Raw genomic sequence first — 19,589 nt, 5'->3', positions numbered from 1 at the left:
GCCTCTGGCTGGGCTGGCCTCAGTCGCCCTTGGGCGACTTGCGGTAGTCCAGCGGCGGGGCCCGGTCGCCGACCATGGCGGTATAGGTGAAGTCAGCACCCCGCCGCTCCAGGAGCTCAGCCTTGGCGGTCTCGATCAGGGCCGGTTCCCGCAGCAGTCGCGCGCCGGCCAGGGCCAGGGTCTTGGCCGCCACCTCGGCACCCTTGTGCCCGATGCTCATGCCGCCGGCGGCCACCGCCTGCCAGCTGTGGGCCGAGGTGCCCGGCACCCAGGTGGCCGAACCCATGCCTGCGGTCGGCGTCACCCAGCTGACATCGGCCACGTCCGTGGATCCACCGCCGCCGCCGCCCACCGAATAGGGCCGGATCTCACTGGCCGAGGCCAGGCTGCGCCCGGGGGGCAGATGCGCGCGCATGGATTCCGCGAAGGCGGTCTCCTGGGCATTCCAGACCGGCCCGCCCACCTCGCGCAAGGCCTGGTCCATCACCCGGCCCAGGGTGTCATTGACCAGCATGTTGTAGACCCCGCCGGTCTGCTCGAAACTGACCTGGGTTTCGGTGGCCATGGCTGCGCCTTCAGCGGCCTTCTGCATGCGGGCAAACACGTCGCGCACGATCTGCGGATCGGCATGACGGACATAGTAATAGACCTCGGCCTTATCCGGCACGACGTTGGGGGCTGCGCCGCCATCGGTGACCACATAGTGGATCCGGGTCCCGTCCGGCACGTGCTCGCGCATGTAGTTTATCGACACGTTCATGATCTCCACCCCGTCCAGGGCAGAGCGGCCGCGGGCCGGCGCGGCCGCGGCGTGCGACGAGGCACCAACAAAGCGGAACTTGCCGGAGATATTGGCCAGGGAGACGGTCTGGGCAGCACCATTTCCGTCGCTGGGGTGCCAGTGAAGGGTGGCGTCCACGTCGGAGAACAGGCCGCCGCGGACCATATAGACCTTGCCTGACCCGCCTTCCTCGGCCGGCGTACCAAAGACCCTGATTTCCCCGCCCACATTGTTGGCCTTCATCCAGGCCGCCAGGCTCTGGGCGGCGGACACGGAGGCCGCACCAAACAGATGGTGGCCACAGGCATGACCGGCGATCTGGCCGGGAATGGGCGAGGGCTCAGGCACAGCGGCCTGGGCCAGGCCCGGCAGGGCGTCGAACTCCGCCAGGATGGCGATGACCGGACCCGGGCCATTCTTGAAACTGGCGACAAAGGCCGTCGGCATACCGGCCACCCCGGCCTCGACGGTGAAACCGGCCTTTTTCAGCTCCGCCTGCAGCAGGCCCGAGCTCTTGGTTTCCTGATAGCCAACCTCGGCATAGCCCCAGATCTGGTGCGCCACCTGGGCCATGCGCGGGGCGCCCTTGGCCACGCTGGCGACCAGCATGTCCTTGTCCTGAGCAGTGACCTGGGCGCTGGCCTGGGAGGCCGAAAAGGCCAGGGTCAGGCTGGCGGCACCCATCAGGGCAATCTTGAAGGCGGCGCGGCGCATGGGGGAACTCCGAGGAACAGGGACAGACAGGTTGCATGTCGACGCGGACGCCCCGCCTTGGGGACGCCCGCGCCAGCATGTCAGGACCGCCGAGGGACTAGAACGTCTTGCGGACGCTCACGTACCAGTAGCGGCTGTAGGGCGTGTAGAGCTCGCCCAGATAGCCGGTGGTGGCCACCGGGGGCTTCTCGTCGGTCAGGTTGCGGACGCCCAGGCGAAGGCGGGTGTCGGCGGCCATCCCCTCGGTGAATTCATACTGACCATAGAGGTTGGCGGTCACCTGGCTGTCGACGATCCAGGGATTGCCCGCCGTATCGATGATGCCGGAGTCCTCCACATCGCCCACATACTGGGTGAAGGCGCCCAAGGTGAACTGCTCGTAGCGCCAGGTGGCCGAGGCCGACCACTTCCAGTCCGGACGGCCCCCATCACGCACCAGATTTCCACCACCGGTGATCGCGACGCCGGGGTTGATCTGTCCAGCCGTCCGGGCGTCGAGCAAGGCCTGGATCGCCGGTGACGGCTGGCGATAGAAGCGCAGCAGATGGGCGGCGTTCACATTGGCCGAGAAGTCGCCGAACCGGGTGCCGTTCAGGCTCCAGGCCACGCCGAAATCGAGGCCCCGGGCCTCCTGCGGCAGCAGGTTCTGGTACTGGTCATTGACGAACAGCACCTGACCCACCGGCGTCAGACCCGTGCCGGCAAAGGCCGCCACATCATCGGACGTCGGGGCGGCGCGGACCACGTTGGGGTTGCTCGAACCCTGGGTGCGCATCAGGTAGTCGAGGATCAGGCCATTGCCCTCGCCAAACAGGCCGACAATCCCCTCCTGCTTCACCCGCCAGTAGTCGAGGGTGAAGATGAAGTTCCCGACCTCGGACGGCAGGAACTGGGGTTCGAACACCACGCCAGCGCCCCAGGTTTCCGACTCTTCAGGCTGCAGGTTCTGGTTGCCCGCCCGCCGGGCGGTGGTGGCCCCGGCCCGCGAGCAGGCCGCGAAGCTGGCGATCCGCCGCGCCCGGAGATCGGCCTCGCAGCGGATGAAGTCCGTACGGGTGTTGGAGCGGGTCACCAGGGTGGCGTTCACCTGCTCCAGGTTCGGAGCCTTGAAGCCCTGCGCCCAGGAGCCCCGGAACCGCAGGCCGTCGAACACGTCCCAGGCCACCGCGACCTTCGGCCGGGCGATGGAGCCGGCGTCGCTGAAGTCCTCGAAGCGCCCGGCGAGCTGCATCTCGACGCTGCGCACCAGGGGGATGTTCATGTCCGGCGAGATGACCGGCACGGCAAATTCAAGGAAGGCCGAGGAGACCGTGCGCGCCCCCTTGGTGTCCGGGGACGGGCTGGTGCCGATCAGGTCGCCGGTATAGGCGGTCCCGGTGACGGCATCCGTAAAGTTGATCGTCCCGTCCACCCGACCGTCGCGGTCGTCCTTCTGGGTTTCCCGGCGGTACTCCAGGCCCATGGCCATGCCGACATCGCCGCCCGGCAGGGTAAAAAGGTCCGGCCGCGAAACCTTGAAGTCCACCAGCGCCAGGGAGCTGGTATTGCGGCGGACGGTCTTGATCTTGATGGCGTCCAGGGCCGCCTGGCTGCTGCGGGCCGTGTCGGCCAGGCTCGGGTTCGTAAGGTTGGACCCGTTGAAGGGGTTGTAGGCGTCAGGCGTCGACAAGGAGAGCTGGCGCTGTAGCAAGGTGGCGCTGATGCCGTCGGAGATGTCCTCCACCTCGGCCTTCGAATAGAGGACCGCACCTTCCCAGTTGAAACCAAGGCTCTTGCCGCGCAGGCCCGCCAGGGTCCGCCACTGGAAGTTCTCCACATCGACCTTCGTGGGGCCGGCGTCGGAGAAGTTGTAGGTGCGGATGGTCACATTGCGGCCAGCCGCCGGGGCGTCGATGCCCGACAGGCGGTTGGGATTGACCGCACCGCCGGCAAAGGTCGTCGGACCAAAGGGATTATAATAGCTCGCCGCGGGCATGGTCACCGGCAGCGAGGCCAGGGTGCCGGTGGAGGACTGCAGGCTCTTGGTGGTGGCAGTGTAATAGCCAAGCTCGCCGAACGCGGTGACCTCGTCAGTCAGCTCATAGTTGCCGGTCAGGAACAGATTGATCCGCTCCACCTCGGGGATGACCGTGGTGTTGTAGGCCGCCGGCGCATCAAAACGCAGATTGCGGTCATCGCCTGCCGTGGCAGGGGCACCATCGTCGATGCAGATGGTACCGTTGATGGGTGTGGCGCAGCCGGGGAAGCTTGTCGGCTGAATATGGAACAGGCCCGCCGCCGAGGTCACCAGGGCGCCGTTACGACGCACCGCACCGGCAGACTGGAACGAGCCCCAGGGGATGACTGTGCTGCGGGCGTCGAGGCCCGTTGCGCCCTCAAACCGCGTACCGACGAACAGGGGCCGGCGGTCCAGAGAGCTGGTGTAGTCCTGGTCCTGGGCGTCCAGGGCGGTGCGATCGGTATAGCTGGCAAATACCGTCAGATTGCCGCGCTCGAAGTTCTTGCCAAGCAGGGCTGACAGGTCGGTCTGGCGCAGGCCGGTGCCCTCAGCGCCGCCGTACTGGGCGTCCAGGGTCAGGCCCTCATAGTCGGTCCGCAGCACGGTGTTCACCACCCCGGCCACCGCGTCCGAGCCATACAGGGCCGCGGCGCCGTCCCGCAGGACCTCCAGGCGCTGCAGGCCGTTCACCGGGATAGCGTTGGTATTGTAGGTCAGCACCGGCACCAGGTTCTCGTCAGCGCGGCTGGAGGGGTGGGTCACCACCCGGCGGCCGTTCAGCAGAACCAGCGTGTTGCCGACCCCGAGATTGCGCAGATTGACCGAGCCCACATCGCCCCGGGCGCTGTTGCTGGAATTGGGCAGGTAGCTCGAATTGAAGCTCACATCGCCCATCTGCGGGATGGAGCGGAACAGCTCATCACCCGAAGCCGCCGCGACGGCCTGAAGCTCATCCTGGCCGAGCACAGTGACCGGGACCGCGTCAGTGATCCGCGAGCCCTGGACCTGAGAACCGACAACGATAATTTCCTGCAAGGTGGTGTCGGCAGTCTGGGCAACGGCGCTGCTGACCCCGAGCGCGCACAGCATGGTTGTTCCGAGCAGACCACGCCGCCCCCAAGTCGTGATATTCATCATAGTCCTCAATCTGATCCTTCACCGGAGGTTGACGTTACCCCAGACCTCCGGTCGCTCCCCCGCCGAATAGCCGGCAGGACTGATGTAGCGCCGTTATAGGTGGTTGGCCGACACCAAATCGCCACATTGGCAAAAATTCAGGCAAACGGCGCCCGCTTTCTCACCGGATGTCGGTATTCAAGGTGTTTTTCAGCGATCTGGAGCCGGAGATCGACGATCAGTAAAACCGAACGTCATCCACCTCGAGCCAGAGGTTGTCACCGGCCGGGCGACCGCCGCCAAACTGCACTTCCAGCAGGTCAGCCCCGGTCCAGGGCGTCTGAGCCCGCCGCCAGCCCGGCGACGGGGCCAGGTCTTTAAATGGCACCGTAAAGTTGGTCCACTTGGCCCCGGCCTTCACCTCGGCCTGCCACCAGCCGCCCACGGTGCGAATCATCACCCGGTAGGCACCGCCATCGCCCCGCAAGGCGAAGGACAGGCCCTGGAAAGCCGAGGCGTCCACCGGCTGAATCGAACCACGGCTCAGGGGCAGGATGACACCGGTGTGGGGATCGTCCTTGACCGACATGCGGGCCGCCAGTCGCAAGGCATTGTCCCCACCAGCCTCGGGGGCCACCAGGCTGATCAGCACACTGCGGTCCATGCCGCCGTCAGTATCCTGCACCCGCAGGGCACCCGACGCTGTCCGACCGGGCGCGCCCTCAAAATCGTCGATCAGCACCTGGGCCTTGGCTGGAGCCATGGTCATCAGGCTGTTGGCCTCCGGCAGAGCGACGCCGGGTCCCACCACCTGGCGGCCATCGATGAACACGCGCTCGGTTTTGCGGACATCAGAGATATTGGCCCAGGGCGTTCCGTCGATGAGCACCAGGTCGGCGCGCTTGCCGACCTCGATGGTCCCTCGGTCTTCCAGCACGCCCATGGCCCGGGCGCTGTTGGCGGTGGCCACCATCAGGGTCTCCACGGGTGTCAGGCCGGCCTGAACCAGCAGTTCCATCTCCCGCCACGTCGCTACCCCGTGGGGCGTGCCGGGCATGCCCGCATCAGTCCCCAGGGCCACCAGGACGCCGCCATCATACAGGGCCTTCACGTTCCTCAGGGCGTACTGGAACTTGGCGTTGGATTGCAGAAACCGGGGATTGTTCAGGTCTTCCGGGGGCGACTGCCCAGGTTTGACCGGCTCATAGACGGCCAGGGTCGGGGCATAGGCCGTCCCGGCGGCCTTCAGAAGATCAATCACCTCCTGGTCAACATGGGTGTCCTGCAGGCTGTGGACGATGATGTCGACCTTGGCCTGGGCGGCAATCTTGCCCCGGGCCACGGTGACCGTATGGGTCACCACTTTCAGATTGTTCTTATGGGCCTCGTCGACCAGGGCGCTGAGGGTGTCCAGGTTCATCGAGGTATTGTCGGGCGACAGGCCGTAGCGCCAGCCATCGGCGAAGGCCTTGATCAGGTCAGGGGCATAGGGAACCAGGCGGCTGACCTCCAGGCGGGCTGCGGCCGGCGTGTTGACCCATTTGGTGGTATTGGTGTCCCCCCAGTCTGCGCCGTGTCCACCTGGCGTGCTCATCCGCGCCGTCAGGTTCACATGCGGCGAGGCCAGTTGGGCTAGCCACTCGCGCCGGGGCGCATAAGACTCCGGCGGCTGGTGAAAGTCGTTCACCGTGGTCACGCCGGCCTGGACATAGGCGGTGGCGATGGCCGGGGTCTGGAAGGGGGTCCCATTGGGGGTCCAATGGGTGTGAACGTCAAAGAAGCCTGGCGTCAGAGCCTTCCCTGTCCCGTCGATGACCGTGGCCCCGGCCGGGATTGAAAGCCGGGTACCGACCGCGGCGATGCGTCCATCCTGGATCAGCACATCGGCCACGCGCGGGGCAGAACCCGTGGCGTCGAAGACGGTCGCACCGACGATGGCCACCGCGCTGCCCGGCTGTTGAGTTGCCCCACCGCCTGCTGAGAGGGCCGAGATCATCGCTGCAGCGACGAGAATCCTGGAGAGAGGTTTAAACGTCATCGCTACGCGCCCCGTCGACACTACCCACCGCACAGCCGGCGGCTGACTTCGCTTATCTCACAGCCTGGCGGGAATCCAGAAACGGCGGCGTCAGGGGACAAATGACTCCCAGACGCCTCCGAAACTGGCACGGGTCGCGCAGTCCAGAGTTCAGAGCTAAGGACTTCCGGAATGCGCTCCCGTTCGGGGGTTTAGTGTCCCAGCAGTACGGGGATCGGCGGAGCCTCAAGAATGCTGCGGGTGGCGCCGCCAAGAACAAACTCCCGGGCCCGGGAGTGGCCGAAGGCCCCCATGACCAGAAGGTCGGCCTCCGAACGAATGGCGACGTGTTCCAGAACCGAGCCAATCTTGGCCCCGGCAGCGTCAAACTCCTGGATCTGCGCATTGATCCCATAGCGACCAAGGTGGCGGATCAGGTCCTGGGCGGCTCCAGAGCCTGCGCTGGCCTTTTCGTTGAGCACCGTCAGCACAATGACCTTACGGGCGGCGGTCAGGGCCGGCAGGGCGGCGGAAACAGCGGCTGCCGCTGTCCGGCTGCCATCCCATGCCACCACCACCGTACCCAGGCCCCCGGACAGGGGCCGGTCCGCCCGGGGCCGGAACACCACAACCGGCCGACCTGAGGCAAAGATCAATGCCTCCGCCACCGCCGTATAGGGTGCCGTTTCCCGGCCATAGGGAATCACACAGAGGTCGCGGGTGCGGGCCAGCCGCGCCGTGATATCGGGCGTTTCAAAAACTTCCGCTGCGGGTGACAGACGCCCCCCGAAGACGCCAAGGCTCTTGGCCTGTTCCTCGAAGCGGTCCAGCAGGCGCGCGGCATTTTCCCGGCTGCGGCCTTCCTCGGTCTTGGCCATATCCCCCAGATTGAGCGCAAAGTCGGCGATCCGGTTGGTTTTCAGGGGGATGGCAATCTGTGGGGCCAGAGCCGTCACTTGCTCGCCCAGGGCCGCGCACAGGGTCAGCCCCTGATCGAGCGCGAGATCAGAGGTCGCGTCTGGATAGGACTCAAGATGAAGCAGGATGTCTTTGTAAGGCATGATGAATCTCCAGTCCAAGCCAAGCTGTGCCCGCCGTCCAGAGCCCCTCGGGCAGCCAGGCGGCGGGCGATGTCAGTCGGGCACCAGGGCTCTGCAGGCCCAGGGTGCCGTTCGTCAGGGTTCAAGGGTCAACGGGCGAGTGGGCGATTTGGTCTGACCCGATGCGCGTTTTTGCGCGGCTAGCCCGTGCGTCCTAGGTCTTGCGGCGACGTTCGGCCACCAGAAGGCTGATCAGCAGGGCCGCTGCCGTCAGGGCTGCACCCGCCGAGACCAGCGGATGCTCCTTCACCTCTGCCACAGCCTTTTCGGCCAGGGCCTTGGCGGGCTTGGCCTTTTCCGAGAGCGCGTCAGCGGCCTTACGGACGGCAACGGCGGCCTTGGAAATGGCTTCCTCGCTCTCATCGGACAGGCTCTCGGCCGCAGACCGAAGGGCCCGGGCCACGTCCTCCAAGGTCTCGTCGATGTTCTCCCGCAGATCCTTGACGTCTTCGCGGAGGTCTTTGCTGATGGACTTCGACATGATTGCGTCTCCTGGGGGTTGCGAAGCCCATAAGGCACCATCCTGACAGGCGGCGCCTTGACCAGAGTCAAACCTGCCCGCCCCCGCCCCGTCCCGCCCCTGCGCCGCCATGTCGCTTGAGCCAGATCAAGGAGTCCTGCCGGGCGCAGGCGCATCAACCGGCTGCGTCGTGAGTCTTCATTGCGACGCCGGTCCAACGGGGACCTCCCCCCGAGGGGCTGCACACTCACCGGCCTTAGGCCGCGACAGAGCTGGTTCAGGCTCATGAACGCTTTGATTTCCGCAATGACCACCGCAGGCGCGGGCCAGCCTAGGCCGATCGGCTGCGGTCGTGCGGGGAAGCCGACGGGCGGATGGCGGCACCATCCCGGGCAGGCAGCTTGCCTCGCCACCGCGGCCGCGTTCGCCAGAACACCGACGCGGCAAAGACACGGTCAAACCGACAATAAGGGGATAAACATGAAGACCACCACCGCCCTCCTCGCCGCCGGCCTCGCCCTCTCCCTGGCCGGTGTCGCCCAGGCCCAGGAGTTCCAGCCCAAGACCGCCGGAACCAAGATGCTCAATGTCCGGCTGACCACGGTTGATCCGGAAGCGGGCAACCCGATCACCACCCTGGCCGGCGCCCCCACAGGCCTGCGGGCTGAAGTCGATGCCGACGTGATGCCGACCATCGGGCTGAGCTACTTCTTCACCGACAATGTCGCGGTGGAAGTGATCGCCGGGACCACCCAGCACACGGTCACCGCCAAGGGTCCGACCACCGACGTGAAGGTCAAGGAAACCTGGGTCCTGCCCCCGGTCGTCAGCCTGCAGTACCACTTTGCCCCGGCCGGCAAGGTCAGCCCCTATGTGGGGGCCGGGATCAATTACATGATCTTCTATAACGGCTCGGATAAGAACAACTTCGCCCTCGATATCGACGACGGGTTTGGCTTCGCCCTGCAGGCCGGCGTCGACGTGGCCATGAGCGGCCCGTGGAGCGCCAATCTCGACGTGAAGAAGGTCTTCTTCGAAACCGACGCCACCGACACCCGCAATGGCGTGAAGTCCACGGTCAGCCTGGACCCCTGGGTGATCTCGGCGGGCTTTGGCTACAAGTTCTAGACCTCGACCAGGCAGGTCTTGGTGGGGGGCTCTGGCGGAACACCGCCAGAGCCTTCTGCATGACTGCCCGTCACGCCCTGCCAAGCAGGGTTTGGGCGGCGCGGGCGATGATGATCTGCTCATCAGTGGGCAGGATCAGGGCCTCGATACGGCTGGACGGCGTGGTGATCCGTTCGGTGCCCATGGCGTTGGCCAGCTCATCGCGCTGGACCCCCAGCCAGGCGCAGGCGTCCAGCACCCGGGCACGGATCTCCGGGGCGTTCTCCCCGACGCCGGCGGTGAAAACGATGCGGTCCAGCCCACCCAGGACGGCAGCAAGCCCGCCGATCTCCTGGGCCAGCCGGTAGACAAAGAGGTCCAGCGCTTCCCTGGACTCCGGCCGTGGGCTGGCCAGCAGGACCCGTACGTCGCCGCTTTCACCTGACACCCCCAACAGGCCTGAACGACGATAGAGCATGTCGGACAGCTCAGCCGGCGAGAGGCCCCGGGCCTCCATCAGATAGAGCAGAACCCCTGGGTCCAGGGCGCCAGATCGGGTGGCCATGGGCGGACCATCCAGGGCTGAGAACCCCATGGTGGTGGCCATACTGCGTCCCTCCGACAGGGCGCAGAGGGAGACGCCACTACCCAGATGGGCGACGATCACCTTTCCACCGCAGGCCGGTCCGAACCGGGCGCGCAGGGCGCCGGCGATGTATTCGTAGGACAGACCATGGAAGCCATAGGACATGACCCCAGCCTCGATCAGCGGACGCGGCAAGGCATAAAGCCGGGCGAGTCTCGGCTGGCTCGCATGAAAGGCCGTGTCAAAGCAGCCCACCTGCAGGGCATCTGGGTACCGCGCCCGTGTGGCCTGCACGGCTTCCAGATTGAACGGTTGATGCAGGGGTGCCAGGGGGATCAGCTCTTCCAGGCGGCTCAGGGTCTTGGCGTCCAGTCTGGCCGGGGCGGCAAACTCAAGGCCCCCATGAACGATGCGATGGCCGATGACGGCAGGGGCCGCCAGCCCACCCTGCCCGGCCAGCCAGTCCAGGACGCCCAACACGGCGGCCGAAAGCTCGCCTGAGCCATCAGGCCATTGGGTGTCAGCCAGTACCTTACCCGCGGCGCTGGAGACCTTGAACTGCGCAGCGTCTGGCAGGCCCGACACCGCGCCACTCATCACCAGGGCAGGGTCATCCCCAGACCCTGCGTCATAGACCGCGAACTTGAGGCTGGAGGAGCCGGCGTTGAGCACCAGGATCTGTGACATGTCGCCTCTGAGGCTCAATCGTGTCGTGAGGTCTGCCGCTTGGCCTGGGCCACCAGCAGCGCCACCGCACAGGAGGCCAGCCGCGACAGCACCCCGTCCGAACGGCTGGTCAGCATGATCGGCGCCTTGGCCCCCATGACGATCCCCGCCGACTGCGCCCGGGCCAGGTAGAACAGCTGCTTGGCCAGCATGTTGCCCGACTCGATGTCGGGAACCAGCAGGATGTCGGCGTCCCCAGCCACCTCCGAGACAATGTGCTTCTGGGTGGCGGCCTCCTTCGAGATGGCATTGTCGAAGGCCAGGGGGCCGTCCAGTACGCCGCCGACGATCTGCCCCCGATCGGCCATCTTGCACAGGGCCGCAGCGTCCAGGGTGGCGGTCATCTTTGGATTGACCGTTTCCACCGCCGCCAGGATCGCCACCTTGGGCCGCGCCACCCCCATGGCGCGGGCGCAGTCGATGGCGTTCTGGACGATGTCGCGCTTGGTGGCCAGGTCCGGGGCGATGTTGATGGCGGCGTCGGTGACGAGCAGCGGCTTGGGATAGGTGGGCACATCCAGGATGAACACATGGCTCATCCGCCGCTCGGTGCGCAGGCCGCAGTCCTTGGCCACCACCGCCTCCAGCAGCTCATCGGTGTGCAGGGCGCCTTTCATGATCGCCTCGGCCTCGCCGCGACCCGCCATCTGGCAAGCCAGGGCCGCCGCCGCGTGGCTGTGGGGCGCGTCCACGATCTCGAAGCCGCTGATGTCCAGGCCAGCCGCCTGCGCCGCCCCCAGGATCTTGGCCTTGGGGCCGACCAGGATGGGGACAATCAGTCGACGGGCGGCGGCCTCCACAGCACCCTGGAGTGACAAGTCATCCACCGGATGGACCACCACCGTCGCCACCGGGTCAGGGTGATCGGCCAGGGCCAGGAGGCGCTCAAGCTGCGATCCGGGGACGCTGGGCGCCAGGTCAGAAGGGCTCAACGGAAATGCTCCTTTTCGGGGCCATAATGGGGGTTTTCCGGGCCATTATGGCGCGAAATGCACAGGGCTTTTCTACCGGCTCCCTGATCGGTCAGAATGAGACAGTTGTGAAGGCCTACCTGCCCGCCCACTTAGGATTGTGAAGGTTCAGACCCGGGCCTCATGTCGGCCCCAGGTTTGCAGTGCTCATCCCAAATCGTACCGAGAAGGGACGCCGCCATGTTCGAGAAAGCCAACAAGACCCCCGTCCGCGAGGTGGGTGATGACCTGCTCGCCGCCCGTAACGCCCCTGTGGGCGCGTCCGTTCCAGCCAAGCCCAAGGCGCCTTCGCTGATCGGTCCTGGCCTTTGCATTCAGGGCAATGTGGCCGGCGAAGCCGAGGTGCAGATCGATGGTCTGGTGCGCGGCGACGTGCGGGTCGGCAAGCTCAGCCTCGGCCCTCAGGGCAAGATTGAAGGCTCGGTTGTGGCCGTCGTTGCCGAGATCCGCGGCCACATCAAGGGCTCGATGAAGGCCCGCCAGGTTCGTCTCTATGGGACGGCCCGGGTGGAAGGCGACATCGCCCATGAACAACTGGCCATGGAAACCGGCGCGGTTTTCGAAGGCCGCAGCGTGCGCCTGGCCAAGCCCGAAGGCGAAGCCGCAGCCAGCTCGCCGGCAGCCCCGGCAGCTCCGGCGGTCTCCAGCGCGGCTTGATGCTCTAGGGGGCAGGCGCGACCGGAGGGCCGAGATCGGCGGTGATCTCGGCGAAAGCGGTTCCTGAAGCGCCCGCCGCGCGACCGGCTTCGAACAGACGCTGCATGGACGGACCATCAAAGGCCAGGCTGTCGGCTCCAAGCGCTGTGGGAATGGCAGCATAACGCAGGCGCGCCCCATTGCTGCTGGCGAAGGCCACTGCCGCCACCAGGTGCGCGCGCAGATCAGACTTGGACAGGGTGTCGAAGCTGCGCATCAGGATCGGCAGGGTCGCCCCCTTGGTGATCGCCCGGCGGGCGTCGATCTCGCCATTGATGATCACATAGAGGTTTTCTGGCTGCATAGTGCCCTGCGGGGTCCACAGGTTGAAGCTGGTGGGGGCCAGGACGAAGGGCGTGCTGACCCCGCCATCCACATGCATTTCGGCAAGCCCGGCATCGCCAAGCTCCATCATGACCGGGGGAAAGACGCCTGGAATACTGGCCGAAGCCACCAGGATGTTACGGAACAGGGCTAGCCCAGCGGCTTCCTGCCCAGGTCTCTGCGCCGACAGGGCGATGGCCCCCATGTCCCAGAGGATGGTCGACTGCGCATCGAGATTGGTGGTGGCCACCAGCAGACGCCGCCCGCGCTGGTGCTCAACGGCGATGGCGGTCAGCAAAGGGGCGTCTACAAATTTGCCCACCAGGGCGCGAAGGGATCGGTCGCTGTAGAGGCTCGGACGGGCCAGGGCACCCCATCCGCCTGAGGTCAGGCGCGACACATCCTCGTCCCGGTAGGCCGCGGTCAGGCCTGTGTCCCAGTCTGACCCGAGAAAGGCAAAGGGGGAGATCAAGGCGCCCGTACTGACCCCGGTCACGAGGTCGAAGACCGGCCGGGTCCCAGCCTGGCTCCAGCCCACCAGCACACCGGCCCCATAGGCCCCGTTGGCCCCGCCGCCAGACACGGCCAGGACGGTGATCTGGTCTTCAGCGAGGGCTTCACGCTCAGCCTGCCAGGCGGCGAGAAAGGCCTGAGCGCCCACATCATCACTGGCGGCGATACGGAACGGGTCGAGACTCGGATTGGCCGGGGAGGCTTGCAGGCCCTCAAGTCCGGGCTCTGGCCGGCTGATGGAACCGCAGCTCGCCAACGCCAAGGTCAGGGCCACCGTCAGAATGGCGACCAGCTGGCCATCGCGGTTATTGGACCTGGGGCGCATCCACATGACCCTCCAGTGTCTCAAGCTGGAGCCTCTGTCGAGACCCGACCGCGGGCAGCACACCGCTCAGACAGCCGCTCGACCAGAAACTGTGCGAGCACCTCAAGTCTGGCCGGACGCGGCCCCCCTGGGGGCATCACCAGGTGCAGGGCCACGGGCGGCGGACTCCAATCGGCCAGGACCAGCTCCAGACGACCGGCCGCCAGGCTGTCACCGACGATGAAGTCAGGCTGTACGGCCAGACCCTGGGCGGCTTCCAGAGCCGGCAGCAGGGCCTCGGCATTGTTGGCTCTCAGCCGACCGCTGGGGCGCACCAGCACCTCTTCGCCGGCCCGATTAACGAACCGCCAAGTCTCCGGGGTCGGCAGATAGGCATAGCCAAGACACTCATGCTCCGCCAGCTGGGCAGGGTGGGTCGGACGCCCCCGCGCGTCGAGATAGGCCGGCGCGGCGACCACATGTCGCAAAACCGGTCCAATCCGCCGGGCGACCAGAGAGGAATCCGGCAGGGCGGCGATACGCAGGGCCATGTCAAACCCCTGCCCCACCAGATCGATGACCTCATCGCTCATATGCAGGTCGATCGAAACTTCAGGATAGGCGGCCAGGAATTCTGGCAGCAGGGGGGCCACCTCCAGCAGGCCAAACGACATGGGGGCCGCCAGGCGCACCAGGCCCCTCGGTTTGGCCGACTGGGCCAGCATCTCGTCCTCGGCCGCCTCGCCATCGGCCAGCAGGCGGGCAGCCGGCCCAGCCAGTCGCAGGCCTGCTTCTGTCAGGGAAAGCCGCCGGGATGTTCGATTGAAAAGTCGCGCCCCCAGCCGGGTCTCCAACCGGGTCACAGCCTTGGAGACGGTCGCCTTGGCGATCTTCAACTCATCAGCTGCGGCAGAGAAGGACTTGGCCTCCACCACCTTGGCGAAGATGGCCATGGCCTCGAGGTCCGGTAATTGACTCATATTGGAAACGGTAGCTTTCCATAGTTTCTATTTTTTAATTTGATCATCACCGCTATCCTGGGATCAGGCAAGAGCGCCCAGGGGGGCGCAGAGGTTCCGAGATGATCGAGCGCAGAGGTTTTGACGGACTAGGTGGCGCTGACCACGGTTGGCTGAAGGCCCGCCACCACTTTTCCTTCGCCAGCTATTACGAGCCCAAGCGCATGGGCTGGGGGCCAATCCGCGTCTGGAACGACGATGAGATCGCGCCGAATTCGGGCTTCCCGCCCCACCCGCATGCGGACATGGAAATCATCACCTATGTCCGGGATGGGGCCATCACCCACCAGGACAGCCTGGGCAATACGGGCCGCACCGAGGCCGGTGATGTGCAGGTGATGAGCGCGGGCTCCGGCATCCGGCATGCCGAGTACAATCTCGAAAGCGACACCACCCGCATCTTCCAGATCTGGATCGAGCCGGCCAAGACCGGCGGCGCGCCGGCCTGGGGGGCCAAGCCGTTTCCCAAGGGCGACCGCTCGGGCCGCTTCGTGACCCTCGCCAGTGGCTATGCCGAGGACACTGAGGCCCTGCCGATCCGCACGCCCGCCCGGGTGCTCGGCGCTACGCTGAAGGCCGGCGAAACCACCGAATACGCCCTCGCGCCTGCCGGTCATGCCTATCTGGTGCCCGCCAAAGGGCGGATTGAGGTCAATGGCCTGACCCTGGAGACCCGGGACGGTGCGGCCATCACCGGCGAAACCGCCCTGACCATCACCGCCCTGGAAGATTCTGAGCTTGTCCTGGTCGACGCGGCCTAGAAGCCGCTCGCCCTCCCCCACACATCGTTACAGGAGCGTCCCATGACCAAGGTTCTGGTCCTTTACTATTCGGCCTATGGACATATCGAAACCATGGCTCAGGCCGTGGCCGAGGGTGCCCGGGAAACCGGCGTCCAGGTGGACATCAAGCGGGTCCCCGACCTTGTCCCCGAGGAGGTCGCCAAGGCCGCACACTACAAGCTCGACCAGGCGGCCCCCATCGCCGCCATCGAGGACCTGGCCGACTATGACGCCATCATCATCGGGGTCGGCACACGGTTTGGACGCATGGCCTCGCAGATGGCCAACTTCCTCGACCAGGCGGGCGGACTTTGGGCGCGCGGTGCGCTGAACGGCAAGGTCGGCGGGGCCTTCACCTCCACGGCCACCCAGCACGGGGGACAGGAGACGACCCTGTTCTCGATCATCACCAACCTGATGCACTTTGGCGTCATGGTTGTCGGCCTGGACTACGGCTTTCAGGCTCAGATGCGCCTGGACGAGGTGACGGGCGGCAGCCCCTATGGTGCCACGACCATCACCGGCGGCGACGGGTCCCGTCAGCCCAGCGCGTCTGAACTGGACGGCGCCCGCTATCAGGGTCGGCGGATCGCCGAGGTGGCCAAGAAGCTGCACGGCTAATCTCTGGCGCGCTTGTCGGTATCGACAGGCGCGCCAAGCCCCCCTGTCTAGCCAACAAGTCTTGAGATCAACATGGAGACATCACGAAACCCACGAATGGCTGACACCCATCTGACCTAATTCACTCCCCCGTCCGCTGATCACAGCAACAAGGGGGACGGACCATGTCATCCAATCACCAGCGCCACCCGGCGCATCTCGCAGGCGCGCGCACGCGCCGCACTCTGTTGGCCGTCTCGGCCTCCCTGCCCATCCTGGCAATGGCGGCCATGCCGGCCGCGGCCCAGGAGGCCGAAGTCTCCGAACTGGTGGTCACCGCCAGCCCGATCCGTGAGTCCATCGAAGCTTCGCTGGAAATCCAGAAGGCCTCGGACAACATCGTCAACGTCATCGCCTCTGACACCATCGGCCGCTTCCCCGATGCCACCGCCGCCGGCGCGCTGGCCCGCCTTCCCGGCGTCGGCGTGCAGCGCGACCAGGGCCAGGAGCGCTACATCCAGATCCGCGGCGCGCCGACCCGCTGGACCACCATGGCCCTGGACGGCGTCAACCTGATCGGGGCCGAAGACCGCATCTTCCGCTTTGACTCCGTGCCCGCTGCGCAGATCAGCCAGGTCATTCTGAACAAGACGCTGCTGCCCAACATGCCCGCCGAGTCCCTGGCTGGCCGGGTGAACATCGAAACCTTCTCGCCGCTGAGCCTATCTGGCTTCCACGGCACCTTTGACGTGGGCGGCGGTTTCGTCGACATGGGCGATGGTCCGGTAAAGCAGTATTCAGGCCGCCTGTCCTGGTCCAACGGGACCTGGGGTGCCAGCCTGATCGGATCGCACTACTCCTTTGAGCAGCACACTGATAATGACGAGCCGCGCTTTGACGCCATCGGCCTGTCGTCAAACCGCTGGACCAAGTATGTGATTGAGCGGGTTACTGAATCCTATTCGGCCAAGATCGAGTACGCACCGAACGACGATCACTATATCTCGCTCACCCATCTCGTCACTGAGTTCGAGGACTTCGAAGAGCGTAACTGGTACGTCTTCTCTTATGCCAATGCGTTCTCGGGTACGCGCAACTTCGAAACCGCCGACCTGATCGGCGTACCGACCACCGCCTCTTTCGCCAACGGTACCTACACAAACGGCGTGACCTTCAATGTCCTGAACGGTGAGCACCGCATCAACAACTGGGACCTGAGCTGGGATCTGGCCTACGCCACCACCGAGTTCAACAACAACTATCCGGTCGTGGGCCAGGGCATTCCGTCGGGCACGGCACGGCCCTCGGCTGCCAATTCCGTCCTGCTGCCGTCCATGACGATCAGGGTCAACGCCACCGGCAACGGCATTCCGCATCACACGCTGTTTGATACGACCCTCGTCAATGGTCAGCCGGCCAAGGGTCAGCAGCGCACCTCACTGAACCAGCTGATCCTGAACGAATCCTGGGCCTCCGAATCCAGCGGCCGGCTTGAGACCGAAGCGGTCACCCTGAAGTTCGACGCCAGCCGGGACTGGGACAGCTTTGGTGCCCTGGCCACCTTCAGCGCCGGCTTCCAGTACGACGACCGGGCCCAGGAAAACGACATCGTCAACCTGGTCCGCCGCGACCGCACGGTTGTCGCTGGCACCCGGACGGGGTTCCCCCTGGAGACCAACGGCACCCTGCTCGGCCTGCCCTGGAACATGAACTCGTTCTTTGGAACGACGGCCTATGACCAGGATATGGATCGCGGCTTCACCGGTGTTCATGCCGACACCGCGCGCATGCGCGATGGGGTGCTGGCTCTGATGGCCGCCGCCCGGGCCGCCAATGCCGCTGGAACCGGCAACTTTGCGGTCTATGACATCGACCCGCGGCTCAGCAATGCGGTGGATGAAACCATCGCCTCGGCCTATGTGATGAACCGCTGGAAGTGGGATCGCCACACCCTGACCGCCGGTGTCCGGGTGGAGCGGACAGAGCTCGGATCGCAAGGTCTGGCCAATGTCGCAGGCACCCTGGTCCCCCTCAACTTCACCTCGGAACAGACTGAAGTCTTCCCGAGCCTGCACTATGGCTTCGACTATTCCGACACCCTGAAGCTTCGGGCCGCCTTCATCACCGGCCAGGCGCGTCCCAGCCTTGAGGACATGCGCGCCACGGTGACGGTGAATGACACGGCCAACACCATCTCGGGCGGCAACCCCTTCGCCACCCCTGAGAAGGCCTACGGCCTCGACCTGTCGGCCGAGTGGTACTTCGCCCCGGCCGCTCTTCTGGCGGCGAGCTTCTTCCATCGGGAAGTCGACAATGTGCTGTTCGACTCCACCCGTATCGTCGGCGACAACAGCTACGACTTCGGCGGCGTCAACCGCAGCGCCTATACCGTGTCGGCTCTGCAGAACGGGCGCAGCGGCAGCCTGAGCGGTCTTGAGTTCGTCTACACCCAGCCCTGGACCTTCCTGCCGGGCTGGCTGTCGGGCTTCGGCTTCCAGGGCAGCGTGTCCTTCACCACCGGCGAGTTCGAGACCCCGACCGGCGAGACGGTGGAGTTCCCGGGCACTTCGGACCGGATCACCGGCGCGACCCTGTTCTACGAGAAGTATGGCCTGTCCTCGCGTCTGAGCTGGCAGCACCGCACCGACTGGCTGGACGAGGTCTTCCCCTCGGGTTCGGCGGCCAACTCCAACCTCTATTGGGGTGACAGCCAGCGGCTCGATCTCTCGGTCCGCTATCAGGTCAACGACACCTACTCGCTGTTCCTGGACGCCAACAACCTGACCAATGAGCAGGGTGTGCGCTACCAGGGCCGCGAGGACCGTCCTTACGAGATCGAGGGCTTTGGCCGGAAGTACCTGCTCGGCGTCCGCGCCTCCTTCTAGATCCCCTGTCCAAGGCTGACCGCGTCGAAGCGCGGTCAGCCCGTGGATAGACCTTCAGGCGTCTCGGCCCCGGCCGAGGCGCCTGGTTTTTTTGAGGCGATAGCGCGCACCTGGTTGGCCCGAGACGCCACGCCGGGCGCAACACGTTCAGATCAGAGCCGAGCCAGGTCGGCGACCACGGCGGCATGATCGCTGGGGAACCAGCCTTCGGCGTCAGGTTGGTCCAGGGCCCGGAAACGGGCGGTGATGGTCCAGGCCTTCGGCTGGACCAAGGCCAGATGATCCAGGGTCCTTGAAGGCGAAGGCGCACGATCAGCCCGCTCCCCCTGCAGGGTCGCGGCAGCTGTGGGGTCGAGGTCTGCCGCAATCGGGGCCAGCTCTGGCGCATCACCACTGGCGTTCAGATCGCCGGCCAACAGCAGGTCTTGGCCGGGGCGGTGGCACTCGGTCATGGCCTGGACGAGCTGGCTCGCTCGCAGCCGGGCGGCCTCTGGTCCGCCCAGGTGGGTCAGATGCAGATTGAGCACCCGCAGGCCTGGGGCGACATCGGCCCACTGGGCGATCCGCTGGCCATCGACAGGGTCGCTGTGCAGGTCCAGGCGACCGGTGGCCAGGGGGGCATTGCGGTGCAGGATGGCCAGGCCCGAGGCGCTGGGCAGGGTCTCGCCCAGGTGTTGGCGCAGCTTTCGCCGGGCCGGGGCCGCCGTCAGCCCAAGGCCAAGGGCTGCGGCCAGGTAGGCCGCGGTGTCATGGCCCTTGGCGACAAAACACTCCTGCAGGCAGACAATGTCGGGCGCCAGCGCGCCCAGGCCTTTGGCCATCAGGGCGAGCCGGCGCTCATACTGTCCCTCGTTCTTCCAGGTGTTGAGGGTAACGATCCGCAAGGGCG

General features: G+C 65.9%; 15 protein-coding genes. 5 read left to right on the top strand and 10 right to left on the bottom strand.

Annotation, left to right across the window (positions count from 1 at the left end):
• Positions 1–19 precede the first annotated feature (19 nt).
• The 5 genes from MH112_RS07550 to MH112_RS07530 all read right to left on the bottom strand — a co-directional run bounded on the left by MH112_RS07550 (position 20) and on the right by MH112_RS07530 (position 8,208).
• The gene (locus tag MH112_RS07550; protein WP_296566000.1) at positions 20–1,495 is read right to left on the bottom strand and encodes an amidohydrolase; all 1,476 of its coding nucleotides are present in this window, start codon (positions 1,493–1,495) and stop codon (positions 20–22) included.
• A gap of 97 nt (positions 1,496–1,592) precedes the next feature.
• Positions 1,593–4,583, bottom strand: coding sequence for a TonB-dependent receptor (locus tag MH112_RS07545; protein ID WP_296565999.1), 2,991 nt, complete (start codon positions 4,581–4,583; stop codon positions 1,593–1,595).
• Positions 4,584–4,848: 265 nt separating this feature from the next.
• Positions 4,849–6,648: an amidohydrolase family protein gene (locus MH112_RS07540; protein ID WP_296565996.1), complete on the bottom strand. Its 1,800-nt coding sequence runs from the start codon at positions 6,646–6,648 to the stop codon at positions 4,849–4,851.
• Between the two features lie 191 nt (positions 6,649–6,839).
• Positions 6,840–7,688 (bottom strand): universal stress protein, encoded by an 849-nt coding sequence (locus MH112_RS07535; RefSeq protein ID WP_296565994.1) that lies wholly within the window; start codon positions 7,686–7,688, stop codon positions 6,840–6,842.
• A 193-nt stretch (positions 7,689–7,881) separates the two neighbouring features.
• Entirely contained in the window at positions 7,882–8,208 is a 327-nt protein-coding gene (locus tag MH112_RS07530) for a hypothetical protein (RefSeq protein WP_296565991.1), read from the bottom strand.
• 459 nt (positions 8,209–8,667) lie between these two features.
• On the opposite strand from MH112_RS07530, the gene MH112_RS07525 reads away from it, so the two are divergent.
• Complete coding sequence (locus MH112_RS07525) at positions 8,668–9,315, top strand: OmpW family outer membrane protein (protein ID WP_296565989.1); 648 nt, start codon at positions 8,668–8,670, stop codon at positions 9,313–9,315.
• Positions 9,316–9,385: 70 nt separating this feature from the next.
• Here the strand turns inward: MH112_RS07525 and MH112_RS07520 are convergent, their stop codons facing one another.
• Positions 9,386–10,567: an acetate/propionate family kinase gene (locus MH112_RS07520; protein WP_296565987.1), complete on the bottom strand. Its 1,182-nt coding sequence runs from the start codon at positions 10,565–10,567 to the stop codon at positions 9,386–9,388.
• Positions 10,568–10,581: 14 nt separating this feature from the next.
• Entirely contained in the window at positions 10,582–11,538 is a 957-nt protein-coding gene (locus tag MH112_RS07515; protein WP_296565985.1) for a bifunctional enoyl-CoA hydratase/phosphate acetyltransferase, read from the bottom strand.
• A 219-nt stretch (positions 11,539–11,757) separates the two neighbouring features.
• Here MH112_RS07515 and MH112_RS07510 point away from each other — a divergent pair, with 219 nt between their 5' ends.
• Positions 11,758–12,234, top strand: coding sequence for a polymer-forming cytoskeletal protein (locus MH112_RS07510; protein WP_296565982.1), 477 nt, complete (start codon positions 11,758–11,760; stop codon positions 12,232–12,234).
• 4 nt (positions 12,235–12,238) lie between these two features.
• Here the strand turns inward: MH112_RS07510 and MH112_RS07505 are convergent, their stop codons facing one another.
• Both MH112_RS07505 and MH112_RS07500 read right to left on the bottom strand, forming a co-directional pair.
• Positions 12,239–13,435, bottom strand: a complete 1,197-nt coding sequence (locus MH112_RS07505; protein ID WP_296565980.1) for a patatin-like phospholipase family protein — start codon at positions 13,433–13,435, stop codon at positions 12,239–12,241.
• Positions 13,436–13,455: 20 nt separating this feature from the next.
• Complete coding sequence (locus tag MH112_RS07500; protein ID WP_296565977.1) at positions 13,456–14,394, bottom strand: LysR family transcriptional regulator; 939 nt, start codon at positions 14,392–14,394, stop codon at positions 13,456–13,458.
• Between the two features lie 101 nt (positions 14,395–14,495).
• On the opposite strand from MH112_RS07500, the gene MH112_RS07495 reads away from it, so the two are divergent.
• The 3 genes from MH112_RS07495 (at position 14,496) to MH112_RS07485 (ending at position 18,700) form a co-directional block, all read left to right on the top strand.
• The gene (locus tag MH112_RS07495; protein WP_296565975.1) at positions 14,496–15,194 is read left to right on the top strand and encodes a pirin family protein; all 699 of its coding nucleotides are present in this window, start codon (positions 14,496–14,498) and stop codon (positions 15,192–15,194) included.
• A gap of 42 nt (positions 15,195–15,236) precedes the next feature.
• On the top strand, positions 15,237–15,836 hold the full coding sequence (gene wrbA / locus MH112_RS07490; protein ID WP_296565972.1) for an NAD(P)H:quinone oxidoreductase: 600 nt from the start codon (positions 15,237–15,239) through the stop codon (positions 15,834–15,836).
• A 164-nt stretch (positions 15,837–16,000) separates the two neighbouring features.
• The gene (locus tag MH112_RS07485; protein WP_296565971.1) at positions 16,001–18,700 is read left to right on the top strand and encodes a TonB-dependent receptor; all 2,700 of its coding nucleotides are present in this window, start codon (positions 16,001–16,003) and stop codon (positions 18,698–18,700) included.
• 152 nt (positions 18,701–18,852) lie between these two features.
• On the opposite strand, the gene MH112_RS07480 is transcribed toward MH112_RS07485, so the two are convergent.
• Positions 18,853–19,584 (bottom strand): endonuclease/exonuclease/phosphatase family protein, encoded by a 732-nt coding sequence (locus MH112_RS07480; protein ID WP_296565968.1) that lies wholly within the window; start codon positions 19,582–19,584, stop codon positions 18,853–18,855.
• Positions 19,585–19,589 lie beyond the last annotated feature (5 nt).

Source organism: Phenylobacterium sp., assembly GCF_022402485.1.
In the GTDB taxonomy this organism is placed as follows: domain Bacteria; phylum Pseudomonadota; class Alphaproteobacteria; order Caulobacterales; family Caulobacteraceae; genus Phenylobacterium.
This window is presented reverse-complemented; position numbering and strand designations above follow the sequence as displayed.

Excerpts from the sequence above, each read along its gene's own strand:
- MH112_RS07510 (WP_296565982.1), top strand. The coding sequence starts at position 11,758 with ATGTTCGAGAAAGCCAACAAGACCCCCGTCCGCGAGGTGGGTGATGAC.
- wrbA (WP_296565972.1), top strand. The coding sequence starts at position 15,237 with ATGACCAAGGTTCTGGTCCTTTACTATTCGGCCTATGGACATATCGAA.
- MH112_RS07495 (WP_296565975.1), top strand. The coding sequence starts at position 14,496 with ATGATCGAGCGCAGAGGTTTTGACGGACTAGGTGGCGCTGACCACGGT.
- MH112_RS07535 (WP_296565994.1), bottom strand. The coding sequence starts at position 7,688 with ATGCCTTACAAAGACATCCTGCTTCATCTTGAGTCCTATCCAGACGCG.
- MH112_RS07545 (WP_296565999.1), bottom strand. The coding sequence starts at position 4,583 with ATGCTGTGCGCGCTCGGGGTCAGCAGCGCCGTTGCCCAGACTGCCGAC.
- MH112_RS07550 (WP_296566000.1), bottom strand. The coding sequence starts at position 1,495 with ATGCGCCGCGCCGCCTTCAAGATTGCCCTGATGGGTGCCGCCAGCCTG.
- MH112_RS07505 (WP_296565980.1), bottom strand. The coding sequence starts at position 13,435 with ATGCGCCCCAGGTCCAATAACCGCGATGGCCAGCTGGTCGCCATTCTG.
- MH112_RS07530 (WP_296565991.1), bottom strand. The coding sequence starts at position 8,208 with ATGTCGAAGTCCATCAGCAAAGACCTCCGCGAAGACGTCAAGGATCTG.
- MH112_RS07540 (WP_296565996.1), bottom strand. The coding sequence starts at position 6,648 with ATGACGTTTAAACCTCTCTCCAGGATTCTCGTCGCTGCAGCGATGATC.
- MH112_RS07520 (WP_296565987.1), bottom strand. The coding sequence starts at position 10,567 with ATGTCACAGATCCTGGTGCTCAACGCCGGCTCCTCCAGCCTCAAGTTC.
- MH112_RS07525 (WP_296565989.1), top strand. The coding sequence starts at position 8,668 with ATGAAGACCACCACCGCCCTCCTCGCCGCCGGCCTCGCCCTCTCCCTG.
- MH112_RS07500 (WP_296565977.1), bottom strand. The coding sequence starts at position 14,394 with ATGAGTCAATTACCGGACCTCGAGGCCATGGCCATCTTCGCCAAGGTG.
- MH112_RS07485 (WP_296565971.1), top strand. The coding sequence starts at position 16,001 with ATGTCATCCAATCACCAGCGCCACCCGGCGCATCTCGCAGGCGCGCGC.